This is a genomic window from Labrenzia sp. R5_0, assembly GCF_017743835.1.
GTDB lineage: Bacteria > Pseudomonadota > Alphaproteobacteria > Rhizobiales > Stappiaceae > Roseibium > Roseibium algicola.
In genome coordinates, this window is the sequence record NZ_JAGHRK010000002.1 from 818,546 (window position 1) to 833,134 (window position 14,589).

The window sequence follows — 14,589 nt, forward strand, 5'->3', positions numbered from 1 at the left end:
AGTAGGCCCCGGCTCTCCCTGCGGTCGGCCGGGGAGACACCGACGTTTCACGCGACCAACAACGCGCGCCATCCTCTGAATTCGGCCGCTTGCGTCCGGCATCTAGATAAAAAAATAAATTTCTTTCTTTATTTCCAAAGCTCAATATATAAAGAAAATACTTTCTTTATCGAGGTTGTCATGTCCATCAGCTCGCCAGCGCTTCCGCCCGTCAGCCCGTCACTCTTTTCACCGGAACGCGCGGCCGGCACACTGGCGCTGGTACTCGGGGTCGGGTCTCACGCCATCAACGGCTTTGTTACCACCGCTGTCCTGCCGGACATCATCCGAGATCTTGGCGGGCAGGACCGTGCATTCTGGGTATTTTCCTCCTTCGAAATGATGGCAATCCTGGCGGGCTGCCTCACTGGCGCAGCAAAGGTCCGTTTCGGTGCCCGCAGTCCCTTCCTGTTGGCGTCGCTCCTGCTTGCGGGCGGATCGGTGCTCGCGGGTCTCTCGACATCTCTGGAAGGGCTGATTGCCGGACGCGCCCTGCAGGGTTTCGGCGAAGGCATGATCATCGCGCTGTGCTATTCGCTGATCCCGGATCTCTTCCCCAGCAACATCGCCCCGCGTGTCTTTGCATTGCTGGCAGGGGTCTGGGCCGTTGCAGCGGGTATCGGGCCGGTTTCGGCCGGCTTGCTGTCCGAACTCTGGTCGTGGCGCGCCGCCTTCCTGATCAACATACCCTTGGTGCTGCTGCTATTCGTCCTGATGAACACGGCCTTGCCTGCGCGCGCAGTCCGTCCGGCCACGGCAAGCGACCCCACGGCCAGAAGATTGCCGGTCCGTTTGCTGGTTCGCCTTGCCCTGCTGGCAGCAAGCATCTTTCTTCTGACCGTGATAGGCGAGCTGCATGCGCCCCTGCCGCTTGCCCTGACGATTGCAGCCGGTCTGGCAACCGCAGCGCTGCTGCTGACCTTTGACGCCGCAAGCCCGCATCGCCTTTTCCCGCGCGATGCCTTCCGGGCGCAGACCCTGATCGGCCTCGGCACCTGGATCGTGTTCCTCATTTCCGCTGCTGCTGCGGTGCGGGCGGTTTACGTGACGACGGTCGGCCAGGTCTACTGGGGCCTCAGCGTGACGCAGGCAAGTTATGTTGCCGCCGGGCTCGCCTTCTCCTGGTCGATCTTCGCCGTCATCTCTTCCCGTGCACCGTCGCGGCAGCGCGAGCTGACCTATCTGACGACCGGTCCGTTCCTGATCGCCGGCGGCTTGACCCTAACTGCTCTTGCGATCACGACCGCGTCGCTGCCTTTGTTTGCGCTCGCTGCCGTGGTTGCCGGTGCCGGTCACGGGCTGTGCAACCAGATCCTGATGCGTTCGCTGATGTACACCGCCGAGGGAGAAGACCAGAACCTGGTCTCCAGCATCCTGCCAACCATTTCCTCTGCCGGTATTGCCATCGGCGGCGGCCTTACCGGACTGATCGCAATTGTCACCGGTCTTGTTGCACCGGGATCGGAAGAACTGCTCACCCGGGAGGCCGTCGCGCGGTCCGGCGCCTCCGTCTTCTACATCAATGCGGGCCTGACACTGGTTCCAGCCCTGGCGATGCTGGTGCTACGTTACAGATTGACTGCGCGGGAAAACGCCATCGCAAACGAATAGCCGCCCCCCTCACCCAAGGCCGGCACCGCGCGTCTCGATCCGGTAGACCCACGTCACCACCGCCCCCAGCAGCGAGGTAACCACGAGGCCAGCCAGCAGCACGTCCGTTCCCAGGTCCTTGAGCAGAATCGGAAACAGGAAGGCAGTCAGAACGGCGCCGATCTTGGCGAAGGACGCCGCAAGGCCCGCCCCCGTGCCGCGATAGGCGACAGGAAACACCTCGCCGGCAATCAGGTAGGTCTGCGCATTCGGACCCATGTTGGTCATGAAGTTGAACAGCATGAAGCCTGCAAAGATCAGGGGGACGTCCCATCCAGGCCCTGCATGGTTGCCTGAAGCCGCAATCGCCAGACCAACGGCGCAGCCGATGAAACCGATCACCTGAAGGCGGACACGGCCGATCCGGTCAGTGAACATCACCGCAAAGACAATGCCGACAATCAGCAGGACGTCGATCAGGGCGGCGCCTTTCGCTGCAAGCAGATCGTTGTAGACCAGATCTGAGAGCGACTGTGCGTGCTCGCGCTTGCTGCCAATTGAACTGGCCAGGATGACCGGCGTGAAAATGCCGATGCCATATGTCCCGAGATCCTGCAGGAACCAGGGAACCGACGCAAAGATCGTCGCCTTGCGCAGTTTCCGGTCTGTCAGGAACCGGCTCCACTTGACCTTGTGCGCATGCGGCGAACCGGCTGTTTCAGCCTTCAGCGAAATTTCGCTTGGATATCTGGGGCGCCGGTTCAGCAATCTCAGCAACGCGGTTTCCGCTTCTGCCACCCGTCCCCTCACGATCAACCAGTTGGAGCTTTCCGGAACAAAGAAGCGGCCGGCCAGGATCAGAAGTGCAGGCGGAACGGCCGTCAGATACATCCAGCGCCAGGCTTCGGGGTCCGGAAACCAGGTGAGCGTCAGAAAGGCAAGCCCTGTACCCGACAATGCCCCGACTGCCTGAAAACTGAAGGCTCCCAGAACCATCCGTCCACGTGCCCGCGCCGGAATGTTCTCCGAGATCACCATATGCGCCGTCGGATAGTCACAGCCGAGCGCCAGGCCGACACCGAAGAGCGCTATAAGGGTAATCGAAAGGTTCGGCGCTATCGAAAGCACCAGCAGAAAGGCGATGAAGAGCGCCATCTCGACGATGAACATCGCCCGTCGTCCAAACCGGTCCGCAAGCCCGCCCAGTGCTGTCGCACCAATCAGGATGCCGAACAGGATCGCCGAACTGACAAGCCCGTGCTCCACCGCAGTCAATTTGAATTCCCGCCCGATCAGCGGCAGGGCGATGCCGGTCATGAAGACAACCATGCCTTCAAAGAACTTGCCGGCACAGGCCAGCCACCAGATTCGCCACTGCATGCCGGTCAGGATGGAACTGTCGACATCCGTACCATCGCGCCAGATCGGTGTCTCCTCGATATAGGCCTGCGGACTATCGAGGCTTGCAACTGATGCGGTGGAGAAGGTCTGCCGGACGTCGCTCATGAAATCCCTCCGTTTGCCAATCGGGAAAGCAGGAGAAGGATAGACTGACGGTTATGAAATTCTGGTGATTGTCGTTACGTAAACTTTCATTCCAAGAAAACTGCCGCCTCAACTCGGGTGACCTTTGCCTGTTCTGCAGCAACGAAGGTCTTCTTCATGCCCGATCCGTCTCCTGGTCGCGATAAGCAGTATTGACAGTGTGAAACAACTTTCCGATGATCCGGCAGTTTTTATTAAGACCGGTTCATTTATGGGTTTTCCTGCCGCTCGTCTCACCGACCTGCATACCTGTCCCATGTGCATGGGGGTTCCCGCGCCAATCGTATGGAAAGGCGCCTATACCGTGCTTACCGGCAAGCTGCCGCAGGCACGTGTTGGCGACATGTGCGTTTGCGTCGGCCCGCCGCCTCCAGCTGGTGGTGACCCCATCATTACGGGTGCGTGGACGGTTCTGGTCGAAGGCAGCCCTGCTGCGCGAATGACCGATCTGACCGCAAAGGCCGGAACAATCATAACCGGCCTGCCAACGGTTCTGATCGGAACGCAAGGCGGTGGTGGTGGAGGCGGTGGCGGAGGAGCAGGCGGCGCAGCGCCTCCGGCAAAAAGTCCGCACAAGTTCTCCGCCAGCGCGGAGAAAGGCGGCGAGAAGCCGTACAAGGAAAGATACAAGAAAAAATACAACTCGAAAGGCGTTGAGAATCCGGACAAAGAACAGCGTTCGCTGAAGGATCAGCTTAAGGACGACGCCGAGATCAGCGCCGAATACGAGTATGAGCTGTTCAGCAAGGAAAAGACCTTCTGGGAATCGGAAGGCGGTCATTTCAAGACCGAGGCGAGCGCGGAGGCAAAGCTCGGCATATCCGGCGATATCAACGGGGATTTTGCCGCTGGAGCTTATGCAAATGCGAAGGTTGCCGCCATCACCGGAAAGGCCGAAGGCAAGACACTCAACGGGCTTGTCGGTGGCAAGGTGGAAGGCGAAGCCTTGTCCGCTTCAGCCGAAGGCGGTGTCGGCTTCAGAAAATCCGAAGATTTTGCGGGAGTGGAAGGCAAAATCGGAGGTGAACTCGTTCTGGTACAGGCCAGCGCCGAAGGCACCATTAACATCAGTCCCAAAACCCTGTACGACAACACCCTTGGCCCGTTTTTGAGCTGGGTGAGCGGAGATCCGGCGAAACGAACGCTCGACAGCGCCTATGACCACGGCCTTCGAATCGGAGGTCGCGGAGAAGCCGGTGTCGGGGCTGCAGCCGGGGCCAGCGCGCAGGCAGGAAAAATCGGTGGCGCCTATGGCGTGACTGCGGAAGCCAAGGCAGGGGCCGGTCCGATGGCGGGCTTCAAGGTCTTTGTCGGAGTTTATTAGACAGGTGGTTTTGCACTCGAGACCGCCGGCAGGAACACCCAAGGGTGATAATCGGAATGACCACTGAGGACTATGTCGCCGCCGAACTGACCGCAATCAGCCCGGCCCCGTTTGCGTTCCAGCTTCTGCTTCCCGGAAGCTGGGAAGTGAAGCAGGTCAACGAGCCCCCCCTCACGGTGGACAGCCCCACCATCATTGCGGTTTTCGAACCTCCCCAGGCGACGAATATCTCCGTTCAGGTGATCGGCATTCTCCTCAACAACGAGATCTCGGCCGCACACTGGCTCGAATACTACTGCTCCCTGTCGTCCTGGCATGTCGACACCCTGCAGCCGATCGATGCTCGCCGCGCACGCGCAAGCTGCTTCGTCAGGGCCGAAGGCCACGAACTGCGCGGCCTCGTCACCGTCACGGTGAATGGCAATACGCTGATCCTGATCCAGGCCTTTGTTCCTTCCAGCGAGTTTGCTGCCCTTTCGGACGTCGTCAACATGGCCGTCAGGTCCTTCCGCACCGAACAGGTCAGGCAGCCGAATGTGATCGAGGACTGGAGCAACTTTTCCCTGTTCCAGGACATCGGCTTCTTCTTCCCGGCGTCCTGGCATGTCAACCAGCCGCAATCCGGTCTGGCCGATCGCATGGCCATCGACTTTGCCCGCACGGGCTCCAACGGCGAGATCCTCGGGTTCGCCAGACTGAAGGCGATCAGCGCACAGCAGCCGGTAGACCTTGTTCAGGAACTGGGCAAGACCAGACGGGAGTTCGAAGGTTCCGACATCATTTTCGACGCGGGTGCGACGTCGAAAGCGGTGGCGCTCGACCCGCCGTTTATCGAAGCCACCGAAGTGACCGTCGGTGCCCGCACGAGTGAAAGCGATGATCCGCTGGAATTCACCGCGCTGGCGATGAAGACCCCGTCGCACGTGATCATCAGCTCCATACTCGGCCCCTCTCGCAAGACGTCGTTCTACAATTGGGCGGTGAACATGCGTGCGCACGAAATCGCCAACGCGTCGCTGCAATTCAAGAGTCAGTCCTGAGGTCAGTCAAACTGGCGGGGTCAGAACCCCGTCAGTCCCCGTTCCAGCCACTGACTTTGCGGGATCTCCTTGCCGATCTTGAAGGAGAAGCGCTCCACACGCGTCACGCCGCTGTCCGTCTCGCAGCGGAAAGCCACGTCGAACCAGCGGCCAAGACTGCGGAAAGCGGCGATACGCGGCTGCAGAACGTTGCCGCCACGAGGCCGGAAAGACGGCAGCAGTTCCGGCGGCAAGGAACTGACGGAAGCAATCTGCTCTCTCAACTCGGTCATGCACAAGAGGTTCAGCCGCTGGCCCTCGGTCATGCCGCGCATGGCCGTGCGTGCCTGCGGATCATCCAGAATATCGCGGGAATAAAGTTCCCGAGCTGCAAGCATTCCGGCTGGAGGTCCTTCCGAGCCGCCTGATGCCCGTCCTCCTCCTGCCTGGTCGCGTTGAGGCGAAGCCACCGGTTTCGGTGGTTTGGGAGAGGGTGTCTTGTTCGTTGCGATCGGTCCGACAATTCCGAAGTCTTCGGCGGGCTGCTCTCCGGTTTCAGCCGTGTCCGTTTCCGCGCCGGTTCCAACGGTCTCCTCTGGCAGGGCCTCCGGCTGTTCGGGTGTTTCCGCAACGTCTGAGGCCTCCTCAGGAGCTTCGCTATCATCAGCGGCGTCTTCAGCGGCGGTATCCTGTACTTCTTCCGAAGCATCCTCCTGCGGCGCGTCGGTTTCGGCAGCCTCGGTCTCCTGACCTTCGCCCTCACCTTCGCCTTCGCCGGCGTCCGTTTCACCCGCCTGGGCCTCATCCGTCTGCGCGTCGGTTTCCGCCTGCTGCTCACTCTCCGAGGACGCGCTTTCCGCGGATGCCGGCGGCGTTTCCTCTTCCCCTTGCAGCCCCGTGTCTTCTTCGCCGAACTCGGTCACTTCCTGCAGAACGGACGGCTCTGGCGGTTGTTCGGGCGTCTCGGCAAGGTCTTCGCGAGCGGACGCTGGCGGTGGTGGAGGTGGCGGCGGGGCTTCCTCGGCCTGCTCCTGTTCCGGCGGCTCGGGTTGTTCGGGTGTTTCCACCTCTTCCTGCTCCGGCTGCTCCGGTTCAGGTTGCTCAAGTTCCAGAGGTGGCGTCTCTTCCTCCTGCGGCGGCGGGGGTAGTAGCTCGACTTCAACCACGTCCTGCAAGGGCTGGGTCGTATAGCCGGATACGCCTTCCAGCAGCATCAAGGCCACAAGCGCGTGCAGCACGGCGGAGACCACAAGCCCCCACAGGAAAAGCCGCCGGTCCGCAGGCTCGATCCCGACCATGTTCCGGTCCATGTCGGCGGTGATGGCCAATAGAGCGCCCTTAAAGCAAAGTTGCCGGTTGATTTCAGGTTCGAAGTTTCAAAAAAACCCGGCGTCTCCGCCGGGTTCTTTGATGTTTCAAGCTCTTCCCGGCAGCTTAGCTGTCCAGGAACGAACGCAGCTTGCGAGACCGGCTCGGGTGCTTCAGCTTGCGCAGCGCCTTCGCTTCGATCTGGCGGATACGTTCACGGGTAACCGAGAACTGCTGCCCGACTTCTTCCAGAGTGTGGTCGGTGTTCATGCCGATACCGAAGCGCATGCGCAGCACGCGTTCCTCACGCGGAGTGAGCGAAGCGAGCACGCGGGTCGTCGTTTCGCGCAGGTTCGACTGGATGGCCGCATCGATGGGCAGAACCGCGTTCTTGTCCTCGATGAAATCGCCCAGGTGCGAATCTTCCTCGTCACCAATCGGTGTTTCGAGCGAGATCGGTTCCTTGGCGATCTTCAGAACCTTGCGAACCTTCTCCAGCGGCATCTGCAGCTTTTCAGCCAGCTCTTCCGGGGTCGGCTCGCGTCCGATTTCATGCAGCATCTGGCGCGACGTACGCACGATCTTGTTGATCGTTTCGATCATGTGCACCGGAATACGGATGGTACGGGCCTGATCGGCGATCGAACGGGTGATCGCCTGCCGGATCCACCATGTCGCATAGGTGGAGAACTTGTAGCCACGCCGGTATTCGAACTTGTCCACCGCCTTCATCAGGCCGATGTTGCCTTCCTGGATCAGATCCAGGAACTGCAGGCCGCGGTTGGTGTATTTCTTCGCGATGGAGATCACGAGACGCAGGTTCGCCTCGACCATTTCCTTCTTCGCGATACGTGCCTCGCGCTCGCCCTTCTGCACCATTGCAACGATGCGGCGGAATTCGGTGATTTCGAGCCCGGTTTCGGTGGCCAGTGTCTGGATGTCCTGACGCAGCTCGCGAACGGTTTCCTTTTCCTTCGCGATGAAGTTTTTCCAGCCACGTGTGGAAAGATTGGCAACCTTGCGCAGCCAGTTCGGGTCGAGCTCGGCACCCTGATACTGCTTCAGGAAGTCCGTGCGGTCGACATTGTAGCTGTCGGCCAGACGCAGCAGACGGCCTTCATAGCCCATCAGGCGCTTGTTGATGTCATAGAGCTGGGCAACCAGGGCGTCGATACGGTTCTGGTTGAGCGACAGGCTCTTCACATCAACGATGATGTCTTCTTTCAGCTTCTTGTAGCGGCGCTCCTGGCTTGGCGACAGGGTCTTGTTGGCCAGCTTGTTTTCCACCAGCTGATCCTGCAGGCGGCGAAGCTTCTTGTAGTTGTCGGCGATGTTGTCGAAGGTTTCCAGGACGCCCGGCTTCAGCTCGGCTTCCATCGCGGACAGGGAAACGTTGGATTCGAACTCGTCGTCGTCATCCTCGCCGTCACCGTCTTCGCTTTCGTTTTCGGTGTCTTCAGACGCACCGCCGGAGTTTTCCGAATTGCCTTCGCCCGGCGCTACATCGTCATTGGCAACGGCCGGGCCGGCCTTGGCATCAGGGCCGGCATAGGTTGCTTCCAGATCGATAATGTCGCGCAGAAGAACCTGGGCTTCGTTCAACTCGTCACGCCAGATGATGATGGCCTGGAAGGTCAGCGGGCTTTCGCAAAGACCCGCAATCATCGCCTCCCGGCCAGCCTCGATGCGCTTGGCAATCGCGATTTCGCCTTCACGCGACAGCAGCTCGACCGACCCCATCTCGCGCAGATACATGCGCACGGGATCGTCGGTGCGGTCGGCGGGCTCTTTCGTGGTGCTCTTGGCAAGCGCCGTCGTGCTTGCAGCGACCAGATCGCCGCCATCGACTTCTTCCGGGCCTTCTTCGGCTTCGTCGGAATCGATCACATTGATGCCCATATCGGAAAGCATGGACATGGTGTCTTCGATCTTTTCCGAAGACACCTGCTCCGAGGGCAGAACCTCGTTCAGTTCATCATAGGTGACATAGCCGCGTTTCTTGGCGGCTTTGATCATCTTTTTGACAGCGGCATCCGACAGGTCCAGCAGAGGGCCGTCAGGGCCGTCCGTGCTCTGCTCCTGTGTGTCGTCTGCTTGTGTCGCTTTGGCTACCATATCGTGCTCCAGTTCGCGGCCGGTCCGGCCACGCCGCGCCCTTTGTTTGGCTTCAACCCAATTCACCCCCAGCGCGCCAGCATGTGGTGCGGCGGCGTCTGAAAGAATCACTGCGGTTAGGTTTGTAAGCCGTGTCCCTTAAGTCCCAATTAACCGTACACTTTTCGACATTGGCATATTTCAGCATCGACGCAGCACACGGCCTTTTCTGTCGGCATCCGGAAACGGATGCGTAAAAGGTGTTCGTTCGGGTTGCAGCTATATTAAGACTTTTGCCGCGAGCAGGCTTGAAAGCTCCGGCGCTTGAGGGCTGCAAAGGTTCTATTTAGCTCGGCTCACGCGATTCGCAAGTGTGATTCGTCACCGGTCAATTGGAAAATGCCATTTTTGTGCTCCTGCGCACACCAAAGAGGGCATTTTCAGGCCCAATGCCGGTTCGTCGCCAGAAAACGGGTCGCAGCTCCAAAAGTTCCCTTTTCCGCAACTGAAGGTCCACACATCCTCGTTTAAGCTACCGGCAAGCCATTCCGTCAATGAGCTACCACGGCCACAGGAGGTGCCGTGCGGATCTTTTTGGCACGCTCGGCAAGGTCGGCTTCATCGCGCGCGCATTCCTCTCGCCTCCGGCTGAGGTCCTGCGTCAGGGCCTGGATGCGCATCCAGGAATGCTCATCGAGCTGCTCGTCCGCGGTAGCAAGCTCGGAGGAGAGTTCGTCTTCCAGCGCATTGAGCTCCAGGACATCGAGAAAGTGCAGATAGGCCGCTTCGATGAAATCCTCCGGCGGGTTGGATTTCAGAAGCGGGAAGCGATGGATCAGCGCGGAAAATTCCGCACCACGTTGCTGCTGCATGCCGATGGTTTCGAGCATCATTTCGCCCATGATGTTCCGAAGCGGTTCCTCGAATGCGCTGGTCAGGTCGGAAATGGGCGTCGCTTCCAGATCATCGACGATCCGGCACAAAATGTCCCGCAATTGCCTGTGGAGGTCATTGGCAAAAGGCAACCTGGAAAACCGCTCGAAGTTCCTGTCGAGCAGATGCGGGAAGCGCATGCTCAAACCGAGCACCAGCCGTTCGGTGCCGAAATCGTGGCTGGCAGCAACCCGTTCGCGTGCCGTGCCGAGCGGAGACACCGCGTCGGCTGACCCACCACCCTTGCCACCCTTGCCCCCCTGCCGGGACTGGCGTGCCTGCTCGAAGAACAGGTTCGACAGCTTGAACTTGAGATCGAGCTGATACCGTCGACGCACCCGCTCGTCGCGAATGGTGGCAATCAGATCATCGAACCGCTTCTCCAGTGCCGCCTTGCGTTCAGGCGTATCGAGCCGTGAAACGGAAATCTCCCGCTCCCAGACCACATCGAACAGGGACTGTGCCCGCTCGACTTCGTCATGAAAGCCTGCCACCCCGCGCTGCTTGATGAGGTCATCGGGGTCCATGCCGTCAGGCAGGAAGCAGAACTGGAACGAATAGCCGCTCTTGAGCACCGGAAAGATCCGGTCGATGGCGCGATGTGCTGCCGAAACACCTGCCGCATCGCCGTCAAAGCAGATCACCGGTTCGGGAGCGAATTTCCAGAGCCGCACCACCTGGTCTTCGGTAAAGGCCGTGCCCAAGGACGCGACCACATGGTGGATGCCCGCCTGCCAGAGGGCGATCGCATCGAGATAGCCCTCCACCACCACTGCCTCGCCGCTTTTGAAGGCGGGTTCGCGTGCGCGATGGGCGTTGAACAGCATGACACCCTTGTGAAACAGGGGTGTTTCCGGCGAGTTCAGATATTTCGGCTGACCGTCCGGCGACAGGGTCCGTCCGCCAAAGGCGACCACCCGGCCACGATCATCCTGTATCGGGATCATCAAACGTCCGCGGAACCGGTCGTAAGACGGGCGCCCGTCTTCCGGCTTGATGATGAGCCCTGCCTCGATCATTGCGGCTTCCGGGATCTCGCGCGCTGCAAGATATCCCTTCAGCGCATCGCGGCTTTCAGGCGCAAACCCGAACCGGAACTCGCGCAGCGTATCGGGCGTCAGGCCGCGTTTTTGCGTATAGGCACGGGCGGTGTCGCCACGAGGGCCCGCGAACTCGGCCTGAAAGAACTGCGCCGCCATTTCGCAGATATCGGCAAGCCCGGCCCGCTTCTTCTCGCGCCGCGCCGCCTGGGGATCGGGCGCAGGCAGACCGACGCCGGACTGTTCGGCAAGGCGTTCGACGGCCTCCGGAAAGCTCAGCCCTTCGGTTTCACACAGGAACGTAAAATGATCACCGGACGCACCGCAGCCAAAACATTTGTAGCGGTTACGGCGATCGTCGACGTGAAAACTTGGGCTCTTTTCCTGGTGAAACGGGCAGCACGCCCAATAGTCGCCCTTGCCCGGCTGCGTCTTGCGCCTGTCCCAGGTCACACGCCGCCCGACAACATCCGACAAGGTCAGACGGGCACGAATTTCATCGAGTAGGCGCGGTTCGAAACGCATGGAACAGTGTACGGGTCCGGATTACAGAAAACGGCATCCTGCCATCGGCACATTCGGGCGCCGCCGGTCAGTCCGCCAAAATAGAATGTCTTGAAGGTCGTTTCCAGTGGTGCCGGGCCTCATGCCCGGCTTCTGGAAGATTTTTGCATCAGCCTCACCGGCTGCAACAGCGGCTCAGTCCTGTTTACCAGTCCCGGTGCTGCCCTGTTCACCACCGTCAGCGCGCAACATGTCCTTCACCAGGCAGGACGCCTGCACGAAGTCCATTTTCCCGGGATAACGGCTCTTCAGTTCGTTCATGCAGCGGCCGATGTCACGCAGACCATGCGCGTCGATATCCTTGACCGTCTCTTCGCAGATCTTCTGCATTTCCTCGTCACTGAGCTGAACGGGCAGAAATTCACGGATGATTTCCTGCTCTTCGCGCTCCTGCTCGGCCAGGTCGAGCTGTCCGCTGCTTTCGAACTCTTCCGCGGAAGTTTCCCGCTGACGGATCATTTTTTGAAGGATCTCAATCACTTCGGTTTCGTTGACGCCGTCCTTGCCGTTTTCACGGGCAGCAGCCTCACGGTCCTTCACAGCGGTCTGCACCAGACGCAACGTGGCGCACCTGCGCTTGTCGCCTTCGTCCTGTGCCGCTTTCAGGGCAGCGTTGATTCTTTCGCGCATCACATCGCGCATGGTTCACCCCACCCCTGCCGCGCTGAGGCCCGGCGCTCAGGGGCGCCATTCCATTTTCTCAGCCAAGCCATTGAATTTTAAAGATCTTTTTTCAGAGGATCAATATTGACGATCCAAGCCGCTTCCCATAGAGTCCCGCGCTTAATGCAGGCGGCCTTTTGCGGGCTTTCCAGCCCGCCGCAGACGCCCTTCCTGCAGCGCATGATGTCACCAACAAGATCTGGAAACAAGACATGACGACTGCAGACGCATGGTCCGAGACCCCGGCGACCGCCTTGCTTGTGCTCTCCGACGGCAGTGTAATCGAGGGACAGGGCCTCGGCGCAACCGGCCAAGCCGTTGGTGAGATTTGCTTTAATACGGCAATGACCGGTTACCAGGAGATCCTGACCGACCCATCCTATTCCGGTCAGATCATCACCTTCACATTTCCGCATATTGGCAATGTAGGCACCAACGATGAAGACATCGAGACGGTCAACATGGCCGCAGACAGCGGCATCCGCGGTGTCGTGCTGGCAGCCGCCATCACCGATCCGGCCAACTACAGGGCGGCAAAACATCTCGATGCGTGGCTGAAGAGCCGCAACCTGATCGGCATCAGCGGCATCGACACCCGCGCGCTGACCGCACTGATCCGTGAAAAAGGCGTGCCCAACGGCGTGATCGCGCATTCGCCGGACGGCAAATTCGACGTCGATGCCCTGAAAACGGCTGCCAGAAACTGGCCCGGCCTGGTGGGTATGGACCTTGCCAAGGACGCTTCCACCACCCAGTCGCACCAGTGGCACCAGACAACCTGGAAATGGGACGAAGGCTACGGCGAGGCAAAGTCCGGCAAGTTCAAGGTCGTTGCCATCGACTACGGCATCAAGCGCAACATTCTGCGCCTTCTGGCTGACGCCGGCTGCGATGTCACGGTTCTTCCCGCAACCGCGACGGCGGATGACGTCCTGGCGCAAGCGCCCGATGGCGTGTTCCTGTCCAACGGCCCCGGTGATCCGGCCGCAACGGGCGACTACGCGGTGCCGATGATCAGAAAGATTGTCGATGCGGGCGTTCCCACGTTCGGGATCTGCCTTGGCCACCAGATGCTCGCACTGGCACTTGGCGGCAAGACCCTCAAGATGCACCAGGGACACCATGGCGCCAATCATCCGGTATTCGACCACACCACCGGCAAGGTTGAAATCACGTCGATGAACCATGGCTTCGCGGTGGATGCGGACAGTCTGCCGGACAACGTTCAGCAGACCCATGTGTCCCTGTTCGACGGATCCAACTGTGGTCTGGCGATGAAGGACAAACCCGTATTTTCCGTCCAGTATCACCCGGAAGCATCCCCCGGCCCGCGTGACAGCCACTACCTGTTCAAGCGGTTCACCGACCTGATGGAAAGCGCGAAATCGGCAGCTTGACCTACTCGGGCCCCGGGAAATGCAGACAAGCGTTTGGCCGACGAACCAGCCGGCCAACGCCACTCCGCCACCGGAATGCAGCATTGTCTCAAATAAAAAACCCCGGCGTGCAGTGCACACCGGGGTTTTTTGATAACTGATGCCGGAAGCTTTATCCGATCAGTTCGTCAAATGCCGTCAGGATCTGACCGACTTCTGCGATCTGCTCGTCAAGCATCTGCTTCTGCTCCACCAGGATTTCCTGTTGCGCAAGGCAGATTTCCTGAAGTTCCTTGAACTGGTCTTCCCGTTTGCCGTTGCCTTCCACCAGCTTGATCACCCGGCGGATTTCGGCAAGCGTGAGGCCGATCTTCTTGGCCTGCAGAATTACCCGCATCCGCGAAACGTCACGTGGACCGTAGAAACGGCGTGCGCCCTTGCGAACCGGATTGAGAAGACCCTTTTCTTCGTAGAAACGAAGCGTCCTGAGGGTTACGTCGAACCGCTCGGACATTTCAGAGATCGCGAGAGCGCGATCGTCAAGCATCACTTCTTGTCCTGGCCCGGCAATATCCGGCACCACGACCATCTTGGTTGCTACATTGTTCATACTTTTAAGCCCGATCTTGTCTTTTTTGTTCCAAGTCTGGCTGGGTCTTGCTGCGCTCCCGACTCGCCGGTCCCACCTCCGGTTCATCAGGTCCCACTAGCACCGCAATTACAGCCCCCTCAGCTTGAAGCGCAATGCTCTTCGCTTCAGAAGCTCCCAACGCCAAACTCATAGGAGACTAAGCAGTAGTCTAATACACCGGATCGACAGTTAAAATCTACGCCAAATTTAGGAATATTGCCCAGTTTTTACGGAAGTTTCAGTTATGCGAAAACTAAAACTAAAAACCTACGAGAAAGGACACGCAACTACGAATGTTTATTCAGGGGCACTTTAGCCAAAACACGAACAAATATTAATTATCGATAATCTGAATATAAGAACTAGACTTTTCTTGAATATATAAATCCACAATAAATTTTCTTTACCTCACGGCAACGACCAAGGGAAAATTACTTAGTTCGCTTACTCCTAACCCTGAGGA

10 protein-coding genes are annotated in these 14,589 nt (G+C 59.3%); 4 read left to right on the forward strand and 6 right to left on the reverse strand.

Going from position 1 to position 14,589, the window contains the following annotated elements:
- Positions 1-180: 180 nt before the first annotated feature.
- A complete protein-coding gene (locus J7447_RS12670; RefSeq protein WP_209169766.1) occupies positions 181-1,650 on the forward strand; it encodes an MFS transporter in 1,470 nt (489 codons plus the stop codon).
- A gap of 9 nt (positions 1,651-1,659) precedes the next feature.
- On the opposite strand, the gene J7447_RS12675 is transcribed toward J7447_RS12670, so the two are convergent.
- The gene (locus tag J7447_RS12675; protein WP_209169767.1) at positions 1,660-3,135 is read right to left on the reverse strand and encodes an MFS transporter; all 1,476 of its coding nucleotides are present in this window, start codon (positions 3,133-3,135) and stop codon (positions 1,660-1,662) included.
- A 250-nt stretch (positions 3,136-3,385) separates the two neighbouring features.
- Here J7447_RS12675 and J7447_RS12680 point away from each other — a divergent pair, with 250 nt between their 5' ends.
- Entirely contained in the window at positions 3,386-4,498 is a 1,113-nt protein-coding gene (locus J7447_RS12680; RefSeq protein WP_082809695.1) for a PAAR domain-containing protein, read from the forward strand.
- 56 nt (positions 4,499-4,554) lie between these two features.
- Positions 4,555-5,538, forward strand: a complete 984-nt coding sequence (locus J7447_RS12685; protein WP_209169768.1) for a hypothetical protein — start codon at positions 4,555-4,557, stop codon at positions 5,536-5,538.
- Between the two features lie 20 nt (positions 5,539-5,558).
- On the opposite strand, the gene J7447_RS12690 is transcribed toward J7447_RS12685, so the two are convergent.
- The 4 genes from J7447_RS12690 to J7447_RS12705 all read right to left on the reverse strand — a co-directional run bounded on the left by J7447_RS12690 (position 5,559) and on the right by J7447_RS12705 (position 12,086).
- Positions 5,559-6,845 (reverse strand): DUF930 domain-containing protein, encoded by a 1,287-nt coding sequence (locus J7447_RS12690; protein ID WP_209169769.1) that lies wholly within the window; start codon positions 6,843-6,845, stop codon positions 5,559-5,561.
- Positions 6,846-6,951: 106 nt separating this feature from the next.
- Positions 6,952-8,940 (reverse strand): RNA polymerase sigma factor RpoD, encoded by a 1,989-nt coding sequence (gene rpoD / locus J7447_RS12695; RefSeq protein WP_031268185.1) that lies wholly within the window; start codon positions 8,938-8,940, stop codon positions 6,952-6,954.
- A 530-nt stretch (positions 8,941-9,470) separates the two neighbouring features.
- The gene (gene dnaG / locus J7447_RS12700; protein WP_209169770.1) at positions 9,471-11,417 is read right to left on the reverse strand and encodes a DNA primase; all 1,947 of its coding nucleotides are present in this window, start codon (positions 11,415-11,417) and stop codon (positions 9,471-9,473) included.
- Between the two features lie 174 nt (positions 11,418-11,591).
- Positions 11,592-12,086: a GatB/YqeY domain-containing protein gene (locus tag J7447_RS12705; RefSeq protein WP_051990208.1), complete on the reverse strand. Its 495-nt coding sequence runs from the start codon at positions 12,084-12,086 to the stop codon at positions 11,592-11,594.
- 245 nt (positions 12,087-12,331) lie between these two features.
- On the opposite strand from J7447_RS12705, the gene carA reads away from it, so the two are divergent.
- Positions 12,332-13,516: a glutamine-hydrolyzing carbamoyl-phosphate synthase small subunit gene (carA, locus tag J7447_RS12710; RefSeq protein ID WP_209169771.1), complete on the forward strand. Its 1,185-nt coding sequence runs from the start codon at positions 12,332-12,334 to the stop codon at positions 13,514-13,516.
- Positions 13,517-13,667: 151 nt separating this feature from the next.
- Here the strand turns inward: carA and J7447_RS12715 are convergent, their stop codons facing one another.
- Positions 13,668-14,105, reverse strand: a complete 438-nt coding sequence (locus tag J7447_RS12715) for a MerR family transcriptional regulator (protein ID WP_022997956.1) — start codon at positions 14,103-14,105, stop codon at positions 13,668-13,670.
- Between the last annotated feature and the right edge of the window lie 484 nt (positions 14,106-14,589).

Coding starts and splice junctions, on each gene's coding strand:
- J7447_RS12670 (WP_209169766.1), top strand. CDS start 181: ATGTCCATCAGCTCGCCAGCGCTTCCGCCCGTCAGCCCGTCACTCTTT.
- J7447_RS12675 (WP_209169767.1), bottom strand. CDS start 3,135: ATGAGCGACGTCCGGCAGACCTTCTCCACCGCATCAGTTGCAAGCCTC.
- J7447_RS12680 (WP_082809695.1), top strand. CDS start 3,386: ATGGGTTTTCCTGCCGCTCGTCTCACCGACCTGCATACCTGTCCCATG.
- J7447_RS12685 (WP_209169768.1), top strand. CDS start 4,555: ATGACCACTGAGGACTATGTCGCCGCCGAACTGACCGCAATCAGCCCG.
- rpoD (WP_031268185.1), bottom strand. CDS start 8,940: ATGGTAGCCAAAGCGACACAAGCAGACGACACACAGGAGCAGAGCACG.
- dnaG (WP_209169770.1), bottom strand. CDS start 11,417: ATGCGTTTCGAACCGCGCCTACTCGATGAAATTCGTGCCCGTCTGACC.
- J7447_RS12705 (WP_051990208.1), bottom strand. CDS start 12,086: ATGCGCGAAAGAATCAACGCTGCCCTGAAAGCGGCACAGGACGAAGGC.
- carA (WP_209169771.1), top strand. CDS start 12,332: ATGACGACTGCAGACGCATGGTCCGAGACCCCGGCGACCGCCTTGCTT.
- J7447_RS12715 (WP_022997956.1), bottom strand. CDS start 14,105: ATGAACAATGTAGCAACCAAGATGGTCGTGGTGCCGGATATTGCCGGG.